General features: G+C 69.1%; 21 protein-coding genes. 13 read left to right on the forward strand and 8 right to left on the reverse strand.

Annotation, left to right across the window (positions count from 1 at the left end; all coding sequences use genetic code 11):
* Positions 1 to 22 precede the first annotated feature (22 nt).
* The 5 genes from AC07EQ_RS18110 (at position 23) to AC07EQ_RS18130 (ending at position 5,637) form a co-directional block, all read left to right on the forward strand.
* Positions 23 to 790: a 3-oxoacyl-ACP reductase gene (locus AC07EQ_RS18110; protein ID WP_478389060.1), complete on the forward strand. Its 768-nt coding sequence runs from the start codon at positions 23 to 25 to the stop codon at positions 788 to 790.
* A 121-nt stretch (positions 791 to 911) separates the two neighbouring features.
* Positions 912 to 1,658 (forward strand): FadR/GntR family transcriptional regulator, encoded by a 747-nt coding sequence (locus tag AC07EQ_RS18115; RefSeq protein WP_132494732.1) that lies wholly within the window; start codon positions 912 to 914, stop codon positions 1,656 to 1,658.
* A gap of 673 nt (positions 1,659 to 2,331) precedes the next feature.
* Positions 2,332 to 3,969: a DHA2 family efflux MFS transporter permease subunit gene (locus tag AC07EQ_RS18120; RefSeq protein WP_478389061.1), complete on the forward strand. Its 1,638-nt coding sequence runs from the start codon at positions 2,332 to 2,334 to the stop codon at positions 3,967 to 3,969.
* A gap of 179 nt (positions 3,970 to 4,148) precedes the next feature.
* Entirely contained in the window at positions 4,149 to 4,892 is a 744-nt protein-coding gene (locus tag AC07EQ_RS18125; protein ID WP_478389062.1) for a MerR family transcriptional regulator, read from the forward strand.
* A 118-nt stretch (positions 4,893 to 5,010) separates the two neighbouring features.
* The gene (locus AC07EQ_RS18130) at positions 5,011 to 5,637 is read left to right on the forward strand and encodes a hypothetical protein (RefSeq protein ID WP_478389063.1); all 627 of its coding nucleotides are present in this window, start codon (positions 5,011 to 5,013) and stop codon (positions 5,635 to 5,637) included.
* 90 nt (positions 5,638 to 5,727) lie between these two features.
* On the opposite strand, the gene AC07EQ_RS18135 is transcribed toward AC07EQ_RS18130, so the two are convergent.
* The 4 genes from AC07EQ_RS18135 to AC07EQ_RS18150 form a co-directional block, all read right to left on the reverse strand.
* A complete protein-coding gene (locus tag AC07EQ_RS18135) occupies positions 5,728 to 6,927 on the reverse strand; it encodes an MAB_1171c family putative transporter (protein WP_478389064.1) in 1,200 nt (399 codons plus the stop codon).
* The gene (locus tag AC07EQ_RS18140; RefSeq protein WP_478389065.1) at positions 6,924 to 7,481 is read right to left on the reverse strand and encodes a hypothetical protein; all 558 of its coding nucleotides are present in this window, start codon (positions 7,479 to 7,481) and stop codon (positions 6,924 to 6,926) included. The genes AC07EQ_RS18135 and AC07EQ_RS18140 overlap by 4 nt, the downstream gene beginning before the upstream one ends.
* A 73-nt stretch (positions 7,482 to 7,554) precedes the next feature.
* Entirely contained in the window at positions 7,555 to 7,965 is a 411-nt protein-coding gene (locus tag AC07EQ_RS18145) for a helix-turn-helix domain-containing protein (protein ID WP_132490476.1), read from the reverse strand.
* 513 nt (positions 7,966 to 8,478) lie between these two features.
* The gene (locus AC07EQ_RS18150; RefSeq protein ID WP_478389066.1) at positions 8,479 to 8,907 is read right to left on the reverse strand and encodes a DUF4267 domain-containing protein; all 429 of its coding nucleotides are present in this window, start codon (positions 8,905 to 8,907) and stop codon (positions 8,479 to 8,481) included.
* Between the two features lie 91 nt (positions 8,908 to 8,998).
* Here AC07EQ_RS18150 and AC07EQ_RS18155 point away from each other — a divergent pair, with 91 nt between their 5' ends.
* Both AC07EQ_RS18155 and AC07EQ_RS18160 read left to right on the forward strand, forming a co-directional pair.
* Positions 8,999 to 9,568 (forward strand): TetR/AcrR family transcriptional regulator, encoded by a 570-nt coding sequence (locus tag AC07EQ_RS18155; protein ID WP_478389067.1) that lies wholly within the window; start codon positions 8,999 to 9,001, stop codon positions 9,566 to 9,568.
* 76 nt (positions 9,569 to 9,644) lie between these two features.
* Positions 9,645 to 10,142, forward strand: a complete 498-nt coding sequence (locus AC07EQ_RS18160) for a GNAT family N-acetyltransferase (RefSeq protein WP_478389068.1) — start codon at positions 9,645 to 9,647, stop codon at positions 10,140 to 10,142.
* On the opposite strand, the gene AC07EQ_RS18165 is transcribed toward AC07EQ_RS18160, so the two are convergent.
* Complete coding sequence (locus tag AC07EQ_RS18165) at positions 10,085 to 10,369, reverse strand: hypothetical protein (protein ID WP_478389069.1); 285 nt, start codon at positions 10,367 to 10,369, stop codon at positions 10,085 to 10,087. The genes AC07EQ_RS18160 and AC07EQ_RS18165 overlap by 58 nt on opposite strands.
* A gap of 23 nt (positions 10,370 to 10,392) precedes the next feature.
* On the opposite strand from AC07EQ_RS18165, the gene AC07EQ_RS18170 reads away from it, so the two are divergent.
* A complete protein-coding gene (locus AC07EQ_RS18170) occupies positions 10,393 to 11,970 on the forward strand; it encodes an SMI1/KNR4 family protein (RefSeq protein WP_478389070.1) in 1,578 nt (525 codons plus the stop codon).
* A 117-nt stretch (positions 11,971 to 12,087) separates the two neighbouring features.
* Positions 12,088 to 12,831 carry a metallophosphoesterase gene (locus AC07EQ_RS18175; RefSeq protein WP_478389071.1) on the forward strand — a complete coding sequence of 248 codons (744 nt, stop codon included), beginning with the start codon at positions 12,088 to 12,090 and terminating at the stop codon, positions 12,829 to 12,831.
* A gap of 155 nt (positions 12,832 to 12,986) precedes the next feature.
* Here the strand turns inward: AC07EQ_RS18175 and AC07EQ_RS18180 are convergent, their stop codons facing one another.
* The 3 genes from AC07EQ_RS18180 to AC07EQ_RS18190 are packed head-to-tail and all read right to left on the reverse strand — an operon-like array spanning position 12,987 to position 13,689.
* Positions 12,987 to 13,286, reverse strand: a complete 300-nt coding sequence (locus AC07EQ_RS18180; protein WP_478389072.1) for a hypothetical protein — start codon at positions 13,284 to 13,286, stop codon at positions 12,987 to 12,989.
* The gene (locus tag AC07EQ_RS18185; RefSeq protein ID WP_478389073.1) at positions 13,286 to 13,483 is read right to left on the reverse strand and encodes a hypothetical protein; all 198 of its coding nucleotides are present in this window, start codon (positions 13,481 to 13,483) and stop codon (positions 13,286 to 13,288) included. The genes AC07EQ_RS18180 and AC07EQ_RS18185 overlap by 1 nt, the downstream gene beginning before the upstream one ends.
* Positions 13,480 to 13,689 (reverse strand): HC3 family zinc finger protein, encoded by a 210-nt coding sequence (locus AC07EQ_RS18190; RefSeq protein ID WP_478389074.1) that lies wholly within the window; start codon positions 13,687 to 13,689, stop codon positions 13,480 to 13,482. The genes AC07EQ_RS18185 and AC07EQ_RS18190 overlap by 4 nt, the downstream gene beginning before the upstream one ends.
* Positions 13,690 to 13,812: 123 nt before the next feature.
* Between AC07EQ_RS18190 and AC07EQ_RS18195 the strand changes: the two genes are divergently transcribed.
* The 4 genes from AC07EQ_RS18195 to AC07EQ_RS18210 all read left to right on the forward strand — a co-directional run bounded on the left by AC07EQ_RS18195 (position 13,813) and on the right by AC07EQ_RS18210 (position 16,680).
* Positions 13,813 to 14,670: a helix-turn-helix domain-containing protein gene (locus tag AC07EQ_RS18195; RefSeq protein WP_478389075.1), complete on the forward strand. Its 858-nt coding sequence runs from the start codon at positions 13,813 to 13,815 to the stop codon at positions 14,668 to 14,670.
* Positions 14,667 to 14,927, forward strand: coding sequence for a DUF397 domain-containing protein (locus tag AC07EQ_RS18200; protein WP_478389076.1), 261 nt, complete (start codon positions 14,667 to 14,669; stop codon positions 14,925 to 14,927). The genes AC07EQ_RS18195 and AC07EQ_RS18200 overlap by 4 nt, the downstream gene beginning before the upstream one ends.
* Positions 14,928 to 15,038: 111 nt before the next feature.
* Entirely contained in the window at positions 15,039 to 16,022 is a 984-nt protein-coding gene (locus AC07EQ_RS18205; protein WP_478389077.1) for a hypothetical protein, read from the forward strand.
* Between the two features lie 208 nt (positions 16,023 to 16,230).
* Positions 16,231 to 16,680, forward strand: coding sequence for a YbaB/EbfC family nucleoid-associated protein (locus tag AC07EQ_RS18210; protein ID WP_478389078.1), 450 nt, complete (start codon positions 16,231 to 16,233; stop codon positions 16,678 to 16,680).

The following is a 16,680-nucleotide window of genomic DNA, read 5'->3' on the forward strand; positions in this document are numbered from 1 at the left end:
GCGAGAACCAGGGAGTGAGCAAATGCCGGAACGTTTGCAGGACCGCGTCGCCGTCATCACCGGCGGCGCCAGCGGGATCGGGCTGGCCACCGCCCGCCGGTTCGCCGCCGAGGGGGCCAAGGTCGTCATCGCCGACGTCGACCCGGACACGGGCAAGCGCGCCGCGGACGAGGTCGGTGGGCTGTTCGTGCAGACCGACGTCACCGACGGCGAAGCCGTCGAGCGGCTGTTCGCCACCGCCGACGCGGAGTTCGGCTCCGTCGACATCGCCTTCAACAACGCCGGCATCTCCCCGCCGGACGACGACTCCATCCTGGACACCGGCATCGAGGCGTGGCGGAAGGTGCAGGAGGTCAACCTCACCTCGGTGTACCTGTGCTGCAAGCACGTCCTGCCGTACATGCGGCGGCAGGGGCGGGGCTCGATCATCAACACCGCGTCGTTCGTGGCGGTGATGGGCGCGGCGACCTCGCAGATCTCCTACACCGCGAGCAAGGGCGGCGTGCTGGCGATGTCCCGCGAGCTCGGCGTGCAGTTCGCGCGGGAGGGCATCCGGGTCAACGCGCTGTGCCCGGGGCCGGTGAACACGCCGCTGCTGCAGGAGCTGTTCGCCAAGGACCCCGAGCGCGCCCAGCGGCGTCTGGTGCACGTCCCGATGGGGCGCTTCGCCGAGCCGACCGAGATCGCCGCCGCGGTCGCCTTCCTGGCCAGCGACGACGCGTCGTTCATCACGGCCTCGCAGTTCCTGGTGGACGGCGGCATCTCCGGCGCGTACGTCACGCCCCTGTGAGATGTGAACCGCAAGAACCGCTCACGACCCCACAGCGCCGGGGCGACGTTGACGGGGTTCAATGGGAATCGGTGCGTTGATTCCCGTTGGAATCGCGGCAGGACAGGCCGGGGGGAGTGACGTGAGCAGCCAGAACGAGCCGTTGGTGCTGCACAGCCGGGCGAGCGAGGCGCTGTTCCGAGCGGTGCGCACCGGCAACGCGTTCGAGGAGACCGTGGAGCGCCTGCTGCAGGCGATCCGGCTCGGCGTGGTGGCGCCGGGGGAGCGGCTGCCCGCGGAGCGGGAGCTGGCCGCCCGGCTCAACGTCAGCCGGGTGACGCTGCGGGAGGCGATCCGGGCGTTGCAGGAGTCCGGGTACGTCGAGTCCCGGCGCGGCCGCTACGGCGGCACGTTCGTCAACGTCGAACCGCCGCGACCCAGTCGCAAGGGGCCGCGCCGGATCGCCCGGGAGATGGGTGTCGACCTGCACGACGCCCTCACCCACCGGCACGTGCTCGAGGTGGGCGCGGCCGAGCAGGCGGCGGCCCGGGACCTCGGCGAGGCCGAGCGCGCCCACCTGGTGTCGCGGCTGTCCGACGCGGGCACCGCGGAACTGCACAACTACCGGCGGATGGATTCGCGGCTGCACCTGGCGATCGCCGAGCTGTCCGGCTCGGCGTCGCTGACCTCGGCGGTCGCCGACGTGCGGATGCGCCTCAACGAGCTGCTCGACGCGATTCCCTTGCTGGAGCGCAACATCGTGCACTCCAACGAGCAGCACGAGGAGGTCGTGCGGGCCATCCTCGACGGCGATCCGGAGGCCGCGAGGCGGGCCATGGCCGAGCACCTGGAGGGCACCGCGTCGCTGCTGCGCGGCTTCCTGTCGTGACGGGTTCCCCGCAGTTTCAATGAGGTTTTTCCAGCCTCGTTTTGGGTGGCGGTGCGGGTGGCGGCCCCCCTGCGGGAGTTACAGCGCCCGCCTGGTCTGTGGGTGCCCCTCCTGATGTATGCCAATACACGGCGGAGGGGCCGTCCTGGCCAGGCGAACGCTGAGAACCCGCGGCGGTGCCAGTGTCGTAGGTGGGCTATGCGCCTGCGGCGCATGCGACACCCCACCGACATGCGGCTTTGCGACCCGCGGCTACGGGCCGACCAGGATGAAAAACGCTCAATTGAAACCGCGGTCACGACAGCTCGGCCCGGCCCGGGGGCGCGTCGTGCTAGGCTCCGCGTCGACATCTCACCGTGGGCACCTCCCATCGTGGACGTAGCCTCGCCGATCAGCTTTCCTCGGGTCCGATGACGCGAGAAAGGTGGGAGTCACACCACATCGCAGCAAGGTGTTCTGAGATGGTTGTGACAATCGGGCGAGCAGACCTGCGTTCTGCCTTCGAATCACCGCATTCCGGCTCTCCGCGCGCCGAACTCGGCGCAGCTTCCGGCAATCCTCCGAAACCCGGGTTCTAGGGCGTCTCCGCGACGTCACCGGAAACCCACTTTTCCCGGACCGGTCATGGGATCCGGGCCCGAGGCCGTGTGCTTCGGCCCCGGATCGCCGACCGGTGCCCGAATTCTCGGAGGTAATCGGAGTGCTGGAGAACAATTCCGCCGACCGGCCCGCGGCGCGACGCCCGTGGCTGGTGCTCGGCATCCTCTGCGTCGGCTTCTTCATGTCGCTGCTCGACGGGACGATCGTCAACATCGCGGTCCCGACCCTGATCGACGGCATCGGCGCCTCGTACGACCAGGTGCTGTGGGTGATCGATGCCTACCTGCTGGTCTTCTCGGCGCTGCTGATCACGACGGGACGGCTCGGGGACACCTTCGGGTACCGGCGCCTGTTCCTGACCGGCATCGCCGCCTTCACCGCCGCATCCGCTCTCTGCGGCCTCGCGAGCACGCCGGGACAGCTGCTCGGCGCGCGAGTGCTGCAGGGGCTGGGCGGAGCGCTGCTGTTCCCGCAGGTGATCTCGTCGATCCTGACGATCTTCCCGCCGCGGATGCGCGGCCGGGCGTTCGGCGTCTTCGGCGCGATCGCGGGTCTCGCGCCGATCCTCGGCCCGGTGTTCGGCGGGTTCATCGTCGACCACCTCGGCTGGCGCTGGATCTTCTTCATCAACGTCCCCATCGGGGTGGCCACCGCGGTGCTGGCCCTGGTGTTCGTCCCGGAACTGCGCGTCGCACGCCCGCACAAGATCGACCTGGTGGGCGTCGTGCTCGCCACCGCGGGGCTGAGCGGGATCGTGTTCGGCCTCATCGAGGGCGAGCGCTACGACTGGGGAACGATCAGCGGGCCGATCGGCATCCCGTCGGTCATCGCGGCCGGTGTCGTGCTCCTGGCGCTGTTCGTCGGCTGGCAGCACGTTCAGCGCGGTGAGCCGCTGATGCCGCTGGGCCTGTTCGCCGGGCGGAACTTCGCGGCCGGGAACTGGATCGGCTTCGTCTTCCAGCTCGGCATGATCGGCACCGCGTTCGTGCTCGTCCTCTACCTGCAGCTGGCGCAGGGGTATTCGCCGCTGGAAGCGGGGTTCGTCCTGCTGCCCAACGCCGTTCTCACCGCGATCGGCTCGGCGTATGCGGGGAGGCTGGCCGACGAGATCGGGGGCAAGCGCGTCCTCGCCGCGGGGATGATCATGCTCGCGCTCGGTCTGGTGGTCATCGCCGCGATGGCGGGGCCGGACTCCGGAGCCTGGCCGCTCCTGCCCGGCCTGCTGATCATCGGCATCGCCAGCGGCGCGACGTTCGCGCCGTTGCAGCAGGTCACCATGGACGGCGTCGATCCCAGGTTCGCGGGTGCGGCGTCGGGGGTCGCAGGCACCACGCGGCAGGTCGGCGGGGTGCTGGGCACCGCGTTGGTGGGCGCCGTCCTGGCCTCCTGCCTGAACTCGGCCCTGCGCGGCGAAGCGGAGCTGCGCGCGGGCCAGTTGCCCGCGGGGTTGCGCGCGCAGTTCGTCGAGAGCGCGGTGGCCGGGGGAGGGCGGTTCAGCCCGCCGTCGGTCCCGGCTGGTCTGTCGCCCGAGGACGCCGCCCTCTTCGCGCGGCTGGGCCAGGAGGCGTTCGCGGTGGGGTTCGTCGAAGCGATGCAGGTGGTGCTGCTGGCGTCCGCCGCGGTGCTAGTGGTAGCCGCGTTGTTCTGCTTCGCGCTCAAGGGGAACGACCGAGCCCCACGAGGCGAAGCGGCCAAGGCGGACGCTGGCTGACGTTCGACGGAGCAGCGGGCGCGGCGGTGGCCACGCCCGCTGCTCGGCCGCGAGGGGATCGTGCTCGCGGCTGCCGTTGCCCGTCGGCCTCGCCCCGTTCGAAGCCGGCCGGTTCGGGCGACGCACGGGCGCGGCCCAGGTCGCGGCGCGGTTCGAACAGGGGAACTAGACTTCGTCGAGTGGCGGACTACCGGATCGACGATCTTGCTCGGGCTGCGGGCACGACGGTGCGCAACGTGCGCGTCTACCAGGACCGGGAGCTGTTGCCGCCGCCTCGCCGGGAGGGTCGCACGGCGATCTACTCCGACGCGCACCTGGTGCGGCTGCGGCTGATCATCAACATGCTGGAGCGCGGTTACGCGTTCGCGCAGATCAAGGAGATGATCGCGGCCTGGGAGTCCGGGCGCAGCCTCGGCGAGGTGCTCGGGCTGGAGGAGGTCGTCGGCGCGTCCTGGGCGGACGAGGCGCCCCGCGCCGTCACGGTGGGGGAGCTGCGCAAGAAGTTCGGCAAGCAGCTCTCCCCGTCGAACGTCAAGCGGTCGATCGAACTGGGTCTGCTGGAGCGGCGCGGCCGCAGTTTCGTCTCGCCGAGCCCGCAGCTGCTGGACGCCGGCGCGGAACTGGTCAGCCTCGGCGTGCCGCTCAACGAGGTGCTGGACCTCGCCGAGCAGCTGCAGAAGGACATCGACCACGTGGCGGAGATCCTGGTCGAGGTGGTGCGCAAGCACGTGCTGACCCGCCCGGTGCCCAGCGACGACGAGATCCCGTACTACTCCGACGTCCTGCAGCGGCTGCGGCCGCTGGTGATGTCCGCGCTCAACGCGGCCGCGGCGCGCTCGGCGGAGCGGGTCATCCCGGGCGTGCTCGGCGACAAGCTGGTGGAGCTGTTGGTGAACACCGGCAAGCCAGGCGAGGCATCCTGATCGGCGTGGCCAGCCGCTCGTGAGCGGTTTGGATCGCCATGGCGAACCGAAGTACTCACGACGCACCCAGATCTGTCCCATGTGGACATTGCCCGTCACCTGAGCGCCAGAGGAGCCCATGACCAACGCAGCCCCCAAGACCGACCCCGTGCCGGCCCGGCGGTCCGGCAAGGACCGCGCGGCGCGCGTGCTCACCGAGGTCTTCGCGCCGTGGGTGATCGTCGTGCTGCTGCCGCTGGCGGTGGCCTGGCAGGCCACCCGCGCCCTCGCTCCCACCCTGGGCTGGGGGCTGCTGGTCTCCGCCACCAGCAGCATCCTGCCGATGGGCGTGATCGTGTGGGGCGCGAAGACCGGTCGGTGGGACAGCCACCACGTGCGCGACCGCGCGGGCCGGTTCGTGCCGTTCGTCGCGCTGATCGTCATGAGCCTGATCGGGCTGGGCCTGCTGGTCGCGTTCGGTGCGCCGTGGCTGCTGATCGCCCTGGACATCGCCATGATCGCCTCGCTGTTCGTCACGGGCGGCATCACGGTCTGGTGGAAGGTGTCCATGCACTCTGCGGTGGCCTCGGGCGCGGTGGTGATCCTCGCCGTGGTCTACCACCCGGCCTACCTGGTCCTGATGCTGGTGGTGGCGGCGGTCTCCTGGTCCCGGGCGCGGCTCGGCGACCACACGCCCGCGCAGGTCACCGTGGGAGCGGTCGTCGGCGCGGTCGTCGGCGGCGGCCTGTTCGCGGCGCTGGCCTGACCCGCGGCGATTTCGCGCGAAATCGCCGTTCGCTGTGCCAAGGTGGCGACGATTTCGCGCGAAATCGGCGTCAGGCGAGCCCGGTCGCAGCTAGGGCGTCGGGTCCGGGAGGTCGGCTCGGGCGCGGTCCCGCACGGTCGACACGATCGGCGACCGGTCGAAAGTGCGGCCGACCTGGATCAACCAGCGCGCCTCGGTGTGCAGGTCGGCGGCCATGCCCCGGTACGGCGCGGTGGCCTCGCCCGGTTCGGTGCGGTGCCGGTGGCCAGCGGCATGCGCGTCCAGCGCGGCCGCCAGGCCCGCCGCCTCCACCACCTGGTGGGTCGCACGCTCGTCGAGCCCGGCCTCCTCGGCGGCCCGGCGGGCCCAGTCGCCCGCCTCGGGGTGGACGAAGGACCGCAGCACCAGCTGCGCGTCCCGGATCTCCACCACCCGCCGGTACAGCGCGAACTGCGCGTTCGAGGCGACCGCGCCTGCGGGCAGGGTGATCTGCGGCAGCTCGTCGGCCAGTCGCCGCCACAGCGGGTGCAGCTTCCGGGCCTGGAACTTGGCGCGGCACCAGGTGATCGGCATCGCCGCCCGAGGACCCCAGACCGGCATCGTCGCCCCGACGGCCACCAGCGCCACGCACGCCCCGGCACAGGCGCCGCCCAACGGGTCCAGCACGCCCGGGTCGTGTCCGGTCACCGCCCACACCGCAGCGGCGATCTTGGTCAGCGCCCAGCCGGCGGAAGCCACGCAGCCGGCCTGGATCGTGCGCAGCCCGGCGCGCAACCAGCGACGGCTGCTCTGGGCGATGTAGTGGCGCAGGAACCACCCGAACGCCGAGGTGGCCCACCCGATGTAGAGCGCGAACACGGTGACGTAGGCGGCCACGGCCGGGCGGTCGGCGAACGCGGACAGGAACTCGGGGTGGAACGGGATGCCGGCGGCGATCATCAACGCCGTCATGGTGGCCGCGGCGACGGCGGCCACGAGGACCTGGACGCGCATCACCCGCCGTGCCCGTGCGCCGTCGTGCACCAGGTGGGTCAGCAGCCCGTGGACGCACACGCCGGCGACCATGGCCAGGATGTTGGCCACCAACCGGCCGAGGTTCGGCATCGGTTCCCAGGCGGATACCCAGAGCAGCGACGCCGGGGCCACCAGGGCCGCCGACAGGCCGACGAAGCCGATCGCGCCGCACAGGTAGACCACGCTCGGCGTCAAAGAGCGCCGGGATTGCGCGAGCTTCGTGACCGCCGCCAGCACGGCAACGATCCCCGCGCCTTGCAGGATGATGCTGATCATCGGAGCTTCTCGGGCCCTCGGCGGCGTGCGCTGTCGAACGTCGCCTGGATCTGGCGGAGCGTGCGGCCGCTCTTCGCGTCGAGCTTGCGCACGCCACGGATCGGCGCGGGCACGCGGCCCGCGCGGTACAGGTACAGGCTCGCCACCAGCTCCGCTTCCTGCTCGGTGGTGGCGTCGAACGCGGAGCGTCCCAGCACGCTCTCGACCAGCTCCCGCGGCAGGTCCGGCACCAGCGCGGCCACCACCGGCGAGTCGGCCAGCCTGGTGTCCGAGTGCCCGCACACCAGGTGGCCGACCTCGTGCAGGATGATGTGCTCCTCGTGCAGCGGGGTGCTGGTCACGTAGCCGATCACGTCCCGGTCGGTGAGCGAGACGAGCGCTCCGCAGGGGCTGTCGAAGTCCACGGTGGACACCTGGCGGAGCTCGATCGGCCGGCCGCGGGCCTCGGCCAACTCGGCGATGAACGTCTGCAGGTCCCAGGGCGCGGGCAGCGGCAGCGCGGCGGCCAGCTCCTGGCACCGCGCCGTCAGATCGCGATGGTCGGATCGTGTCACGTCCCGATCGTGGCTCACCGGTAGCACCAGCCGCGCGCAGCGGAACGATGTCGGATCCGAGTTGTGACCGCGCTCATGACTCATCGCGACCGGTGGTGCTGTTGGAGCGGCGCAGGTCTTCCACCACGCCCCGGATCCGGTCGGCCTGGGCGGCGGTCAGTCCGCGCAGGCTCACGGACTCCACGCCTTCTTCTTTCAGGGCGCGCAGTTCCACCAGGGTGGCCAGCTGCGCCCGGATCTTCTCGCCGTGCTCGCTGTTGTCGAACGTGTCCAACGGCACCCGGAAGAATGCGGCCAGCGCTTTCAGGTGTTGCCAGCCGGGGTTGGGCGATTCGCCGGAAAGGATCTTGTAGAGCTGCGATACCGACATCCCCGTCGCCGTGGCGATCGTCTTGACGTCGTACGGTCTTCCCGTTTCGGGGCTGGGGAAGGACTCCCGCAGCCACGCCAGCCGTTCGGCCAGGGCGGCTCCTGGGTCAGCCATCGCACTCACTCCGAGATCACAGCACGCGTGCCCACCACGTCGTTGACGATTTCTCACATTCTAGACTACCGTTTGATCGGATTACACGATCGTGGAATTCCGGGGGGTCCGGAATCTGGGGGTGTGCCAGGCGGCGCACGGGTCGCGCGTCGACCCGCGCCCCGCCTGGCACCAGGGGCCGAACCGGCATTCGCACAGGCAGATGGCCGTGCGTACTTGGTTTCGCCATAGCGACGCACAATGCGCACGGGTCCTGACCAGGCCTGCTGCGACGCCACCCATCGTTCGCGATCGCCGCTCGCACGCTAGTGGGTCGCGGCCCGGGCGGCGCGTGTGCGTTCAGGGGGGAGTCAACGGCCTGTTCGCCTCGTCTATCGGGACGAACGGTCCGTTCACTCCGTTCCGGCGGCGCTCGTCGAGGTTCGGGTGGATGAGGCGAACGGTCCGTTCACCTCGCCTATCGAAGCGAACAGGCCGTTGACTCCGCCTCTGCCGGCGAAGGTGCGCTGATCGCTACGCCGTCGCGACCTGGCGGGCCGGCGCGGTTGTGGTGGTGGGGTGCGGTCGTTCGCAGAGCAGGAGGATTCCCGCCACCACCACGACCACTCCCGTGGCCGCGTGGATGCCGAAGGCCGCCGCCGGTGTGCCGCCGTGGGTGAGGACCGCGATCATGTCGCCGAACGGGATGATCGCGTCCGCCAGCGCCACCCAGCCCAGGGCTCGGCGTTGACGCAGCGCTAACAGGATGAAGATGATCAGTGCGCAGGCCAGGTCGCGCACTCCCTTGATGATGAAGTAGCCCGCCGCGTCGCCCTGCGGCCAGTTGGGGATGCCGAACCCTGCCGCTGCTCCAATCGGATCGATCAGGAACCTCGTTCCGAAGGAGACCACGAAGAGGCCGAGCACGATCATCAGGCCGGTGTTGAAGCGTCGCAGCGTCATGGCTGGCTCCCCATTTGTCTAGCGGTGATCCGTTCGCTAGCGACGCTAGCAATAGCTCTGCTTGATTGTCTAGCGATGCTAGGATTCGGTCATGTCTGTAAGAGAGCGAAAGGAACGGGAGCGGGCGGAACGGCACCGGCTGATCATCGAGTCGGCGCGCGAGCTCGCCGAAGCCGAGGGCTGGGACGCCGTCACCACGCGGCGGCTGGCGGAGCGCGTCGAGTACAGCCAGCCGGTCCTGTACAGCCACTTCAACGGCAAGGACGCGATCATCGCCGCCGTCGCCATCGAGGGCATCGCCGAAATCACCACCGAATTCCGCCGGGCTCGCCAGGGGCGCCGCGCCCCCAAGACGGCGCTGCGCGCACTGGCCGACGCCTACCTGAACTTCGCCCGGGACCGGCCCGCGCTCTACGAGGCGATGTTCGTGCGGCCCGTCGACATCCCGTTCGGCACGGCGGATTCGCCCGCCGCGCTTAAGGAGGCGTTCGGCGAGCTCATCGCGGTGCTCGAACCGCTGGCCGGTGACCGCGATCTGGAAACCCTCGCCGAGGTGTTCTGGAGCGCTTTGCACGGCCTGGCCATCCTGACCCGCGGCGACCGGCTCCGAGCCAGTCACCACGAGGCCCGCCTGGACCTGCTGATCGACCAGTTCGCCTAGAGCCCTTCTGCCGGATCGCGGTCGGTCTTGCCGAAGCCCGGTGGTCGTCCGCCGGCCGGTTGTAGCCTCGGCCCTTATGAGTTGGCTCCCTGATGACTTCGTCCACCCCGTCCACGTGCCCGTGCCGGGCACCGCGTTTCACCTGCGGCCCATCCGGGAGGCGGACGCCGTGCGCGATTACCCCGCCGTGATGGGCTCCCGAGAGCGGTTGTGGGAGATCTTCGGGCAGGCCTGGTCTTGGCCCAGGGAGACGATGACCTATGAGGAGAACCGCACCGACTTGCTGCGGCACGAGAAGGAGATAGCCGCGCACCAGTCGTTCAACTACGCGCTGCTGGACGAGGACGAGACGGCGCTCTTCGGCTGCGTCTACATCGACCCGCCCGAGCGCGCCGGCTCCGACGGCGAGGTCGCCTGGTGGGTGGTGGACGACCTCGTCGGCGGCGAGGTGGAGCGCGCGTTCGACGCGCTGGTTCCGCAGTGGATCGCCGCCGACTGGCCCTTCCAGCAGCCCCGCTACCTGGGACGCGACATCACCTGGCAGGACTGGCTCGCGCTGCCGCGCGCCTCCTGACGCCCGAGGCGCGCCGTCGCACCCTGACCGGTCGCGGCGAACTCCGCCATCGTGCACGCGGCGATGCCGGGCTGGGGCGCCGAATCCGGGACGCGGGCCATCCGGTCGCCGTCGCCGCGCACCGCCAGTTCGCCGCGATGGTCCGGGACCACGGCCTGGAGTGCCGCGAGGTTCCCGGTGACGTGCAGGACCTGGTCCCGCAGCCGGCAGAACGCTGGCCCTCGCATCGATGACTGCCGAGGAGTTCGACTTGACGACGGAACTGCATGCCACCGCGCGGCGGCTGGCACAGGCTTTCCTGGCGGACGCAGGGGAGGCGGCGACCACCTGGTTGCGCATCACGCCCGGCGTCACCGAGACCACCTACCCCGTCGGCTCGGCGCACTTCCGCCTCGGCAACGACTTCCACGAGGCCCAGTCGGAGCTGGTCGATCTGCTGCGATCCGAGGCGAGCCCGCTCGTCGTGGAACTCGCGGTGCGCGAGTCGGGGAGCTTCGACCTCACCTGCACCGCGGACCTGGATTCGGCTACCCGCGTCGTGCTCGACCACGGCCTCCGCCTTCCCGGGCACCCCCTGCCCGGGATGCCGCTGCCGCCCGCCGCGCGCAACTCGGGCGCGCCCACGGACCCGGAGGCGCTCGCCGAGATCTCGTTGCTGTTCAACGAGTTCGTCCAGCGGTACGCGGAGATCAAGGGGCGGCCACCCGAGCTGCGGCCCGGCTACACCGAGGCCGAGATCGCCGCCGCGGAGGACGAAATCGGCGCGCGGCTGCCGGAGGACCTGCGGGCGCTGTACCGGATGACCCGCGACGACGCGGCCGAAACCGGGCTGCTCGGCGGGTTCTCGCCCTATCCGCTGGACGTGGTGGTCGAGTGGTTCACCACCGGGGATCCGGGTTCGCTGGGCTGGAACGACGGCCCGTTCGACGACGCGGTGGTCTTCGAGCCCGATCCGCCGGGCGCGATCAAGCGGGTTTCCCGCAACGACTGGTGGATCACCTTCGGCACCGACTTCGCCATGAACGACATCGCGGTCGACCTGGACCCGGGCGAGCGGGGGAGCCCGGGGCAGGTCATCGAGTACGGCCGGGACATCATGGGCCCGCCCGTGCTGGTCGCGGAGTCCGTGACGGCCATGCTGACCGAGGTCGTCGAATCCCTCCGAGAGGAGGACTTCGAGGACGAGGACCCGGAGTCCGACTACCTGGATTCCTTCACCGGCTTCGGCGGCTCGGGCGGCGGGCACGAGCAGGTCTACCACGACTTCGGCGACCGGGACCTCGCGGACGTCGTGAGCCGGATCGACGACGGCTGGACGGCGCAGTGCCTGTACCTCAACGACGCCGAGCAGCTGGATCTGGCCGCGCTGGCGTCGTTGCCCGACCTCCGGGAGCTGTCGATCAACCGCGCATCGGCGGTGCACGCGCGGATCGGAGACCTGCCCGCGTTGGAGCGCGCGGCGATCGAGGCCGAGCGCATCGACCTCACCGGCCTGGCCGGACATCCGCTGCTCTGGGACCTGAAGCTGGCCGGGACCACCGATCCGATCGACATCGACGTGCTCCGATCCTTGCCGTCGCTGGCCCGCCTCGACCTGTCGGCAGTGGAGGTCGTCGACCCCCTGGTCGTCGCGGACCTGCCGAGCGTCCGGGTGCTGATCCTCAACGCACAGCAGTGGGACCGGTTGCGGGCCGCCGACCGGCGGCCGGCGAAGCTCGCGGCGGCGGAACGGGTCGGGACGTCGTCGCTGCGCGAGACCGCGGAGTGGTGCGAATGGCTCGCCCAGCGCCCGTTCCGGCTGGACACCTACTCCGGGGCGACCGAGTAGCACCAAGCGGTTTCCGATTTTGCCTAAAATTGGGAGCTTCGGGCATGGGTCGGGTGGGTTCCGATTTTGCCTAAAATTGGGAAGTTCTGCGCCTGAAGCTCACGTCTTGGAGGAGTGATGACCGTTCTGCTCGCTCAGATCAGCGATCTGCACCTGGACGGCAGCCAGTGGGCGACGCAACGCGCCACGCGCGTGATGGACCACCTTCGGGCCTTGCCCCGCCCGGTGGATGCGCTGCTGGTGACCGGGGACATCGCCGATCACGGCGCGGAGGCCGAATACGAGGAGGCAGCGCGGATTCTCGCCGCTCCGTTCCCGGTGCTCATGTGCCCGGGCAACCACGACGCGCGCCCGGAATACCGGAAGGTCCTGCTCGGCGGAGATTCCGGCGGCGAGCCCGTCAACCAGGTCCATCACGTCGCCGGGACCGCGATCCTGATGTGCGACTCCACGATCCCGGGCCGCGACGAGGGGCGCCTCGACGCGCAGACGCTCGACTGGATCGGCGACACACTCGACGAACTGCCGCCGGATGCCCGGGCGCTGATCGCGTTCCACCACCCGCCGGTCGGGCTCCACCACCCGTTCATCGACGGAATCCTGCTGGAACAGCCCGGAGAACTGGCTGCCGTGCTCGAAGCGCGCCCGCAGGTCGCCGCCGTGCTGACCGGGCATGCCCACACTGCGGCCGCCTCGACCTTCGCCGGGCGGCCGCTGCTCGTGGGGCCGGCGGTCAACTGGAACCTGCGTATGGCTTGGGAAGGCGACCGCCCGGACGATCGCGACGTGCCGCCCGGCATCGCCTTCCACGTGCTGGCCGACGATGGGCGCCTGACCACCCACTTCCGCGTCGTGCCCTGACAGCGGCGATGGCCAACGGCTAGTAATACCGGATCGCATCATCCACTGTGGATTCTCAGTGGGGTGCGGCCGGGCGGCGCAGGGGGTGCGCCGCCCGGCCGCGTCGGCTCGATGCCTCGGGGTCGGGGGAGGTGGCATCGAGCCGGGCCAGGTGGTCAGAGGCGTTGCAGGGCTTCCAGGACCCGGTGGTGGAGCTCGAACGACGGCGGCTCGTGGATCGGCACCGTGTCCAGTGTGGAATGTTCGGTCGGCTCCCGGGGTTCTCGCAGGTGGTGCCTGCCGGTCGGGGTGGCGTCCCGCGTCATTTCGGCTTCCACGTGGTCGATCAGTTGCCAGACGTTCGTCGCGCCTTCGCCCGCTCCCGCGTGCTGGGGTCGCCGGTGGCAGGCATACATCAGCGTCATGCCGGTGAGCAGGGAGAGCAGGCACGCCATCGCGGTCCAGAACGGGGACATCAGGAGACTCCTTCGGCTTGGTCGATCACGGTCGGTGGGGTTTCGCGCAGCAGCCGGACGACTTCTTCGAGCGCGGCGGTCGCCGCATCGACGTCGACGGCGTCGAGCCGACCGGCACCCGCGTTGAACGCGAGATCGTCGATGAGCCACTGCGTCTTGCTCAGGAAAGCGGCCAGGGCAGCGGTTTTCGCGCTCATGGATCGACACCGGCGAGCTGCCGAGCCTTCCGGCTGCACTCGACGCAGGTGCCCCACAGCCACGCCAACTCACTGCTGTCCGCAGAAACCTCCTGCTGGCACAGCGTTTCCACCTGCGTCCCGGTCGGATAGGCGCACCCGACGGGCTTGGCATCCAAGCTCGCATGCCGCTGCCCAGCGGCAGGAACCCAGTGGAACGGATACATCGGCGGCTCCAGTCTCGGAGAGTCTTACCGCGCTTACCGGTAAAAGTCTGCCGATGGTGAATCGATCGATCAACTACCCAATAGGGTGTTGTTTATGCAGGTCAAACGCCTAGCATGGTTTTCATGGTCGGAAAATCCGAACACACGCCCAAGGCCCGGGCACTCGGCGCTGAACTTCGTGAGTGCCGCCGCGATGCTGGGCTGACGCAGCAGGAACTCGCTGAGCAGATCGGCGTCAGTCACGTGTCGGTGTCACGCTACGAATCGGGTACGCGTTTACCGAAGCCGGAAGACGTGGCGCAGATCTTGGCGACTCTGGGCGTGAACGGCGACAGATACGCAGAACTGGTCGACATGGCGCGCGGTGCTGACCAGCCGAACTGGTTGGTGTCTTCAGGCGTTACTGGTATCCGGCGTGAGCTCACGACGTTGATCGAGTTGGAGAGGACAGCCACGACGATCACCGACGTTGCAACCGGTGTGGTTCCGGGTTTGCTTCAAACCTCGGACTACGCGAGGGCGATCATGGGCACTGCTCCTGGAGACGACCTGGAAGCTCGCGTAGCCATGCGGATCGGTCGACGAGACGTTCTGACAGGTGACGATGCGCCGAACTTCGTTGCGATCATCACGGAGACGGCGTTGCGGGAACCGATCGGCGGCAGCTCGATCATGGCAAATCAGCTGCGGTTCGTTCACAAGATGAGCGAACTTCCCAATGTCACGATCCAAGTGCTACCAGCTGCTTCGGGGGCATGGCATCCCGCTCATGCGGGCTCTTTCATCCTCTTCGAGTTCGCCAAGACGGAGTCGATCGTTCATCTTGAGCACTTGACAACCGGTGCGTTCCTCTACAGCAAGAACGAAGTGACGGTTCATGCTGCAGCAGTTTCACAGCTTCGAAGCCTGGCCATGACGCCAGATCGTTCTGCAAACTGGATCGCGGAGATTGTCGACGAGCTGGAAGGTGGTTGCCGATGACCGATTTTCCCACCGGCTGGCGGAAGTCCAGCCGTTCCGCGCAGCAGGTTACATGTGTTGAGGTCGGGCGGATCGAGGGGGACTGGCGGAAGTCCTCCCGATCTCACCAGGAGACGGCCTGCGTCGAGGTCGCGCCCGCGACGTACGGTGCGGCGGTGCGGGACTCGAAGGACCGGGCCGCCGGGTACTTCACGGCGAGCGCTGAGCAGTGGCGGTTATTCGTCACCGCCGTGAAGGCGGGCCGCTTCGAGGCTTGACCGATCGCGCCGGTTGAGGCTGCAAGATCGTCTACGCTGCTCCGAATGAGTGGCTTAGAGGGTGGAGGCGGAGTCCGGGCGGGTTCCGGCAGGGCGAGGCGGTTCCGCAGGTTGTTCGTGATCGGGGCGGTCGTGCTGCTGGTGGGTGCTGGCGGGTATGGGTTCTGGCAGCAGTATCCGGCGGCGATGGTGGGCCGGGCTTGTGGCGGGATGCTTCCGGTTGATCCGATCCTCGACCTGTCCGGGGCGAGCAGGTTCAGCCTGATCGGCTTCGATTTCTTGCTCGAGCAGTACGAGGAGAAGGTCAGTTCGCAGAGCGTGAACGTGCACTGCAGGGCTGACAACGCCGGCGTCTACATCGAGAATCCGAGCGATAGGTCCACGAATTTCGATCTCCACTCGTTCCGAGATCAGGATTCCTTCCCGGTTCCGCTGGAGGCCGGGTGGTCCGGGTTCGTCGTGGACGCCGACGGAACCGCATCCGTGCTGGTGGGTTGCCGAAACTGGGGCAGCCACGAAGGCACTGGGATCGCGGTGACGGTCAAGCTTGATGCACCGGAAAGCGTTCCCGACATGCGCCGCAAGCTGGTCCGCGCCGTCGTCGGAACAGCGCGGTCCGCTGTCGAGCAAACCGGGTGCGATGCGCAGCTCGGCGGGGATGCCGAGCTCGCGGTTCCAGGAGGAACCGGCCGGACTGTGCCCGCCGCTGAGGCATCCGGGACCTGTGCCGGGATGACGTCGGCCGAGACGGTTTGGGAAACCGATGCGGGGACCGCGCCCGTCGAGGAGTGCGTGCTCGTCGACGGCCTGCTGCTCACCGCCACGTACGGGCAGTACAAGGAGGCTTACGTAGGCCGGGACCCGGCCATCGACCGGCCGTCTGGCGCGTATGAGTCCTCTGCCTGGACGTCGGCGACCTGCGCGACTCCGTTCGCCCCCGGCTTCTACCAGGCATCCGTGACCAAGGGAACCGACGGGAACTTCCGCGAGGAACCCCTTAATGACGCTGAACTGGCCGATCTGCAGCGCTTCGCGCAGCAGTCCGCAGCTCGCCACGGCTGCACCCCGCCCGCACCGATCGGCCAGGAGTGCTGATAGGACGGACTGCGAGGGCGTCTTGACCAGTTGTGCTGATCAAGGCGCCCCCCTAACGCATTTATGACCCTCTGGCCCATTAGTGCGATCGACTGTGATCCTGCCGCCGATTGGACCATTTGATCGATTTCCCGCCCACAGGTGCGCCGGGCTGATTACCCTCCCGCTGCAAGGCTTCTGTGTCCGCACCTGAACCTGGGGGGAGCGCATGGACGGGAACATCCTCGACCCGGATGGTGCCCGCGAACGGTTGGCCGCGTGGAAGGACCGGATCGAGAAGCTCGCCGCCGACACCCAGACGATGAGCGATCGGCTGCAGGAGGTCCGGGTCACCACGACCGACCCGAAGGGCCTGGTCGAGCTCACCATCGATTCCACGGGTGCGCTGGTGGATCTCAAGCTGACCAGCAAGATGGAGCGCACCGCGCCCGACGTGGTCTCGCGGACCATCATGGAAACCCTGGCCCAGGCGAAGAACCAGCTGGCCGACCGCTCCCAGGAGATCATCGCCGACACGGTCGGCACCGAATCCGCGGCGGCGCGAGCGATCTCGGAATCGGTCGGGAATCACCTGCGCACCGACCAGCCCGAGCAACCCGCACCGGAACCCGACGTCGAGGACGGCAACGAGAACCAGTCGTTCATGGAGAAGTGGTGA

It is taken from the genome of Saccharopolyspora sp. NPDC045839 (genome assembly GCF_056431645.1).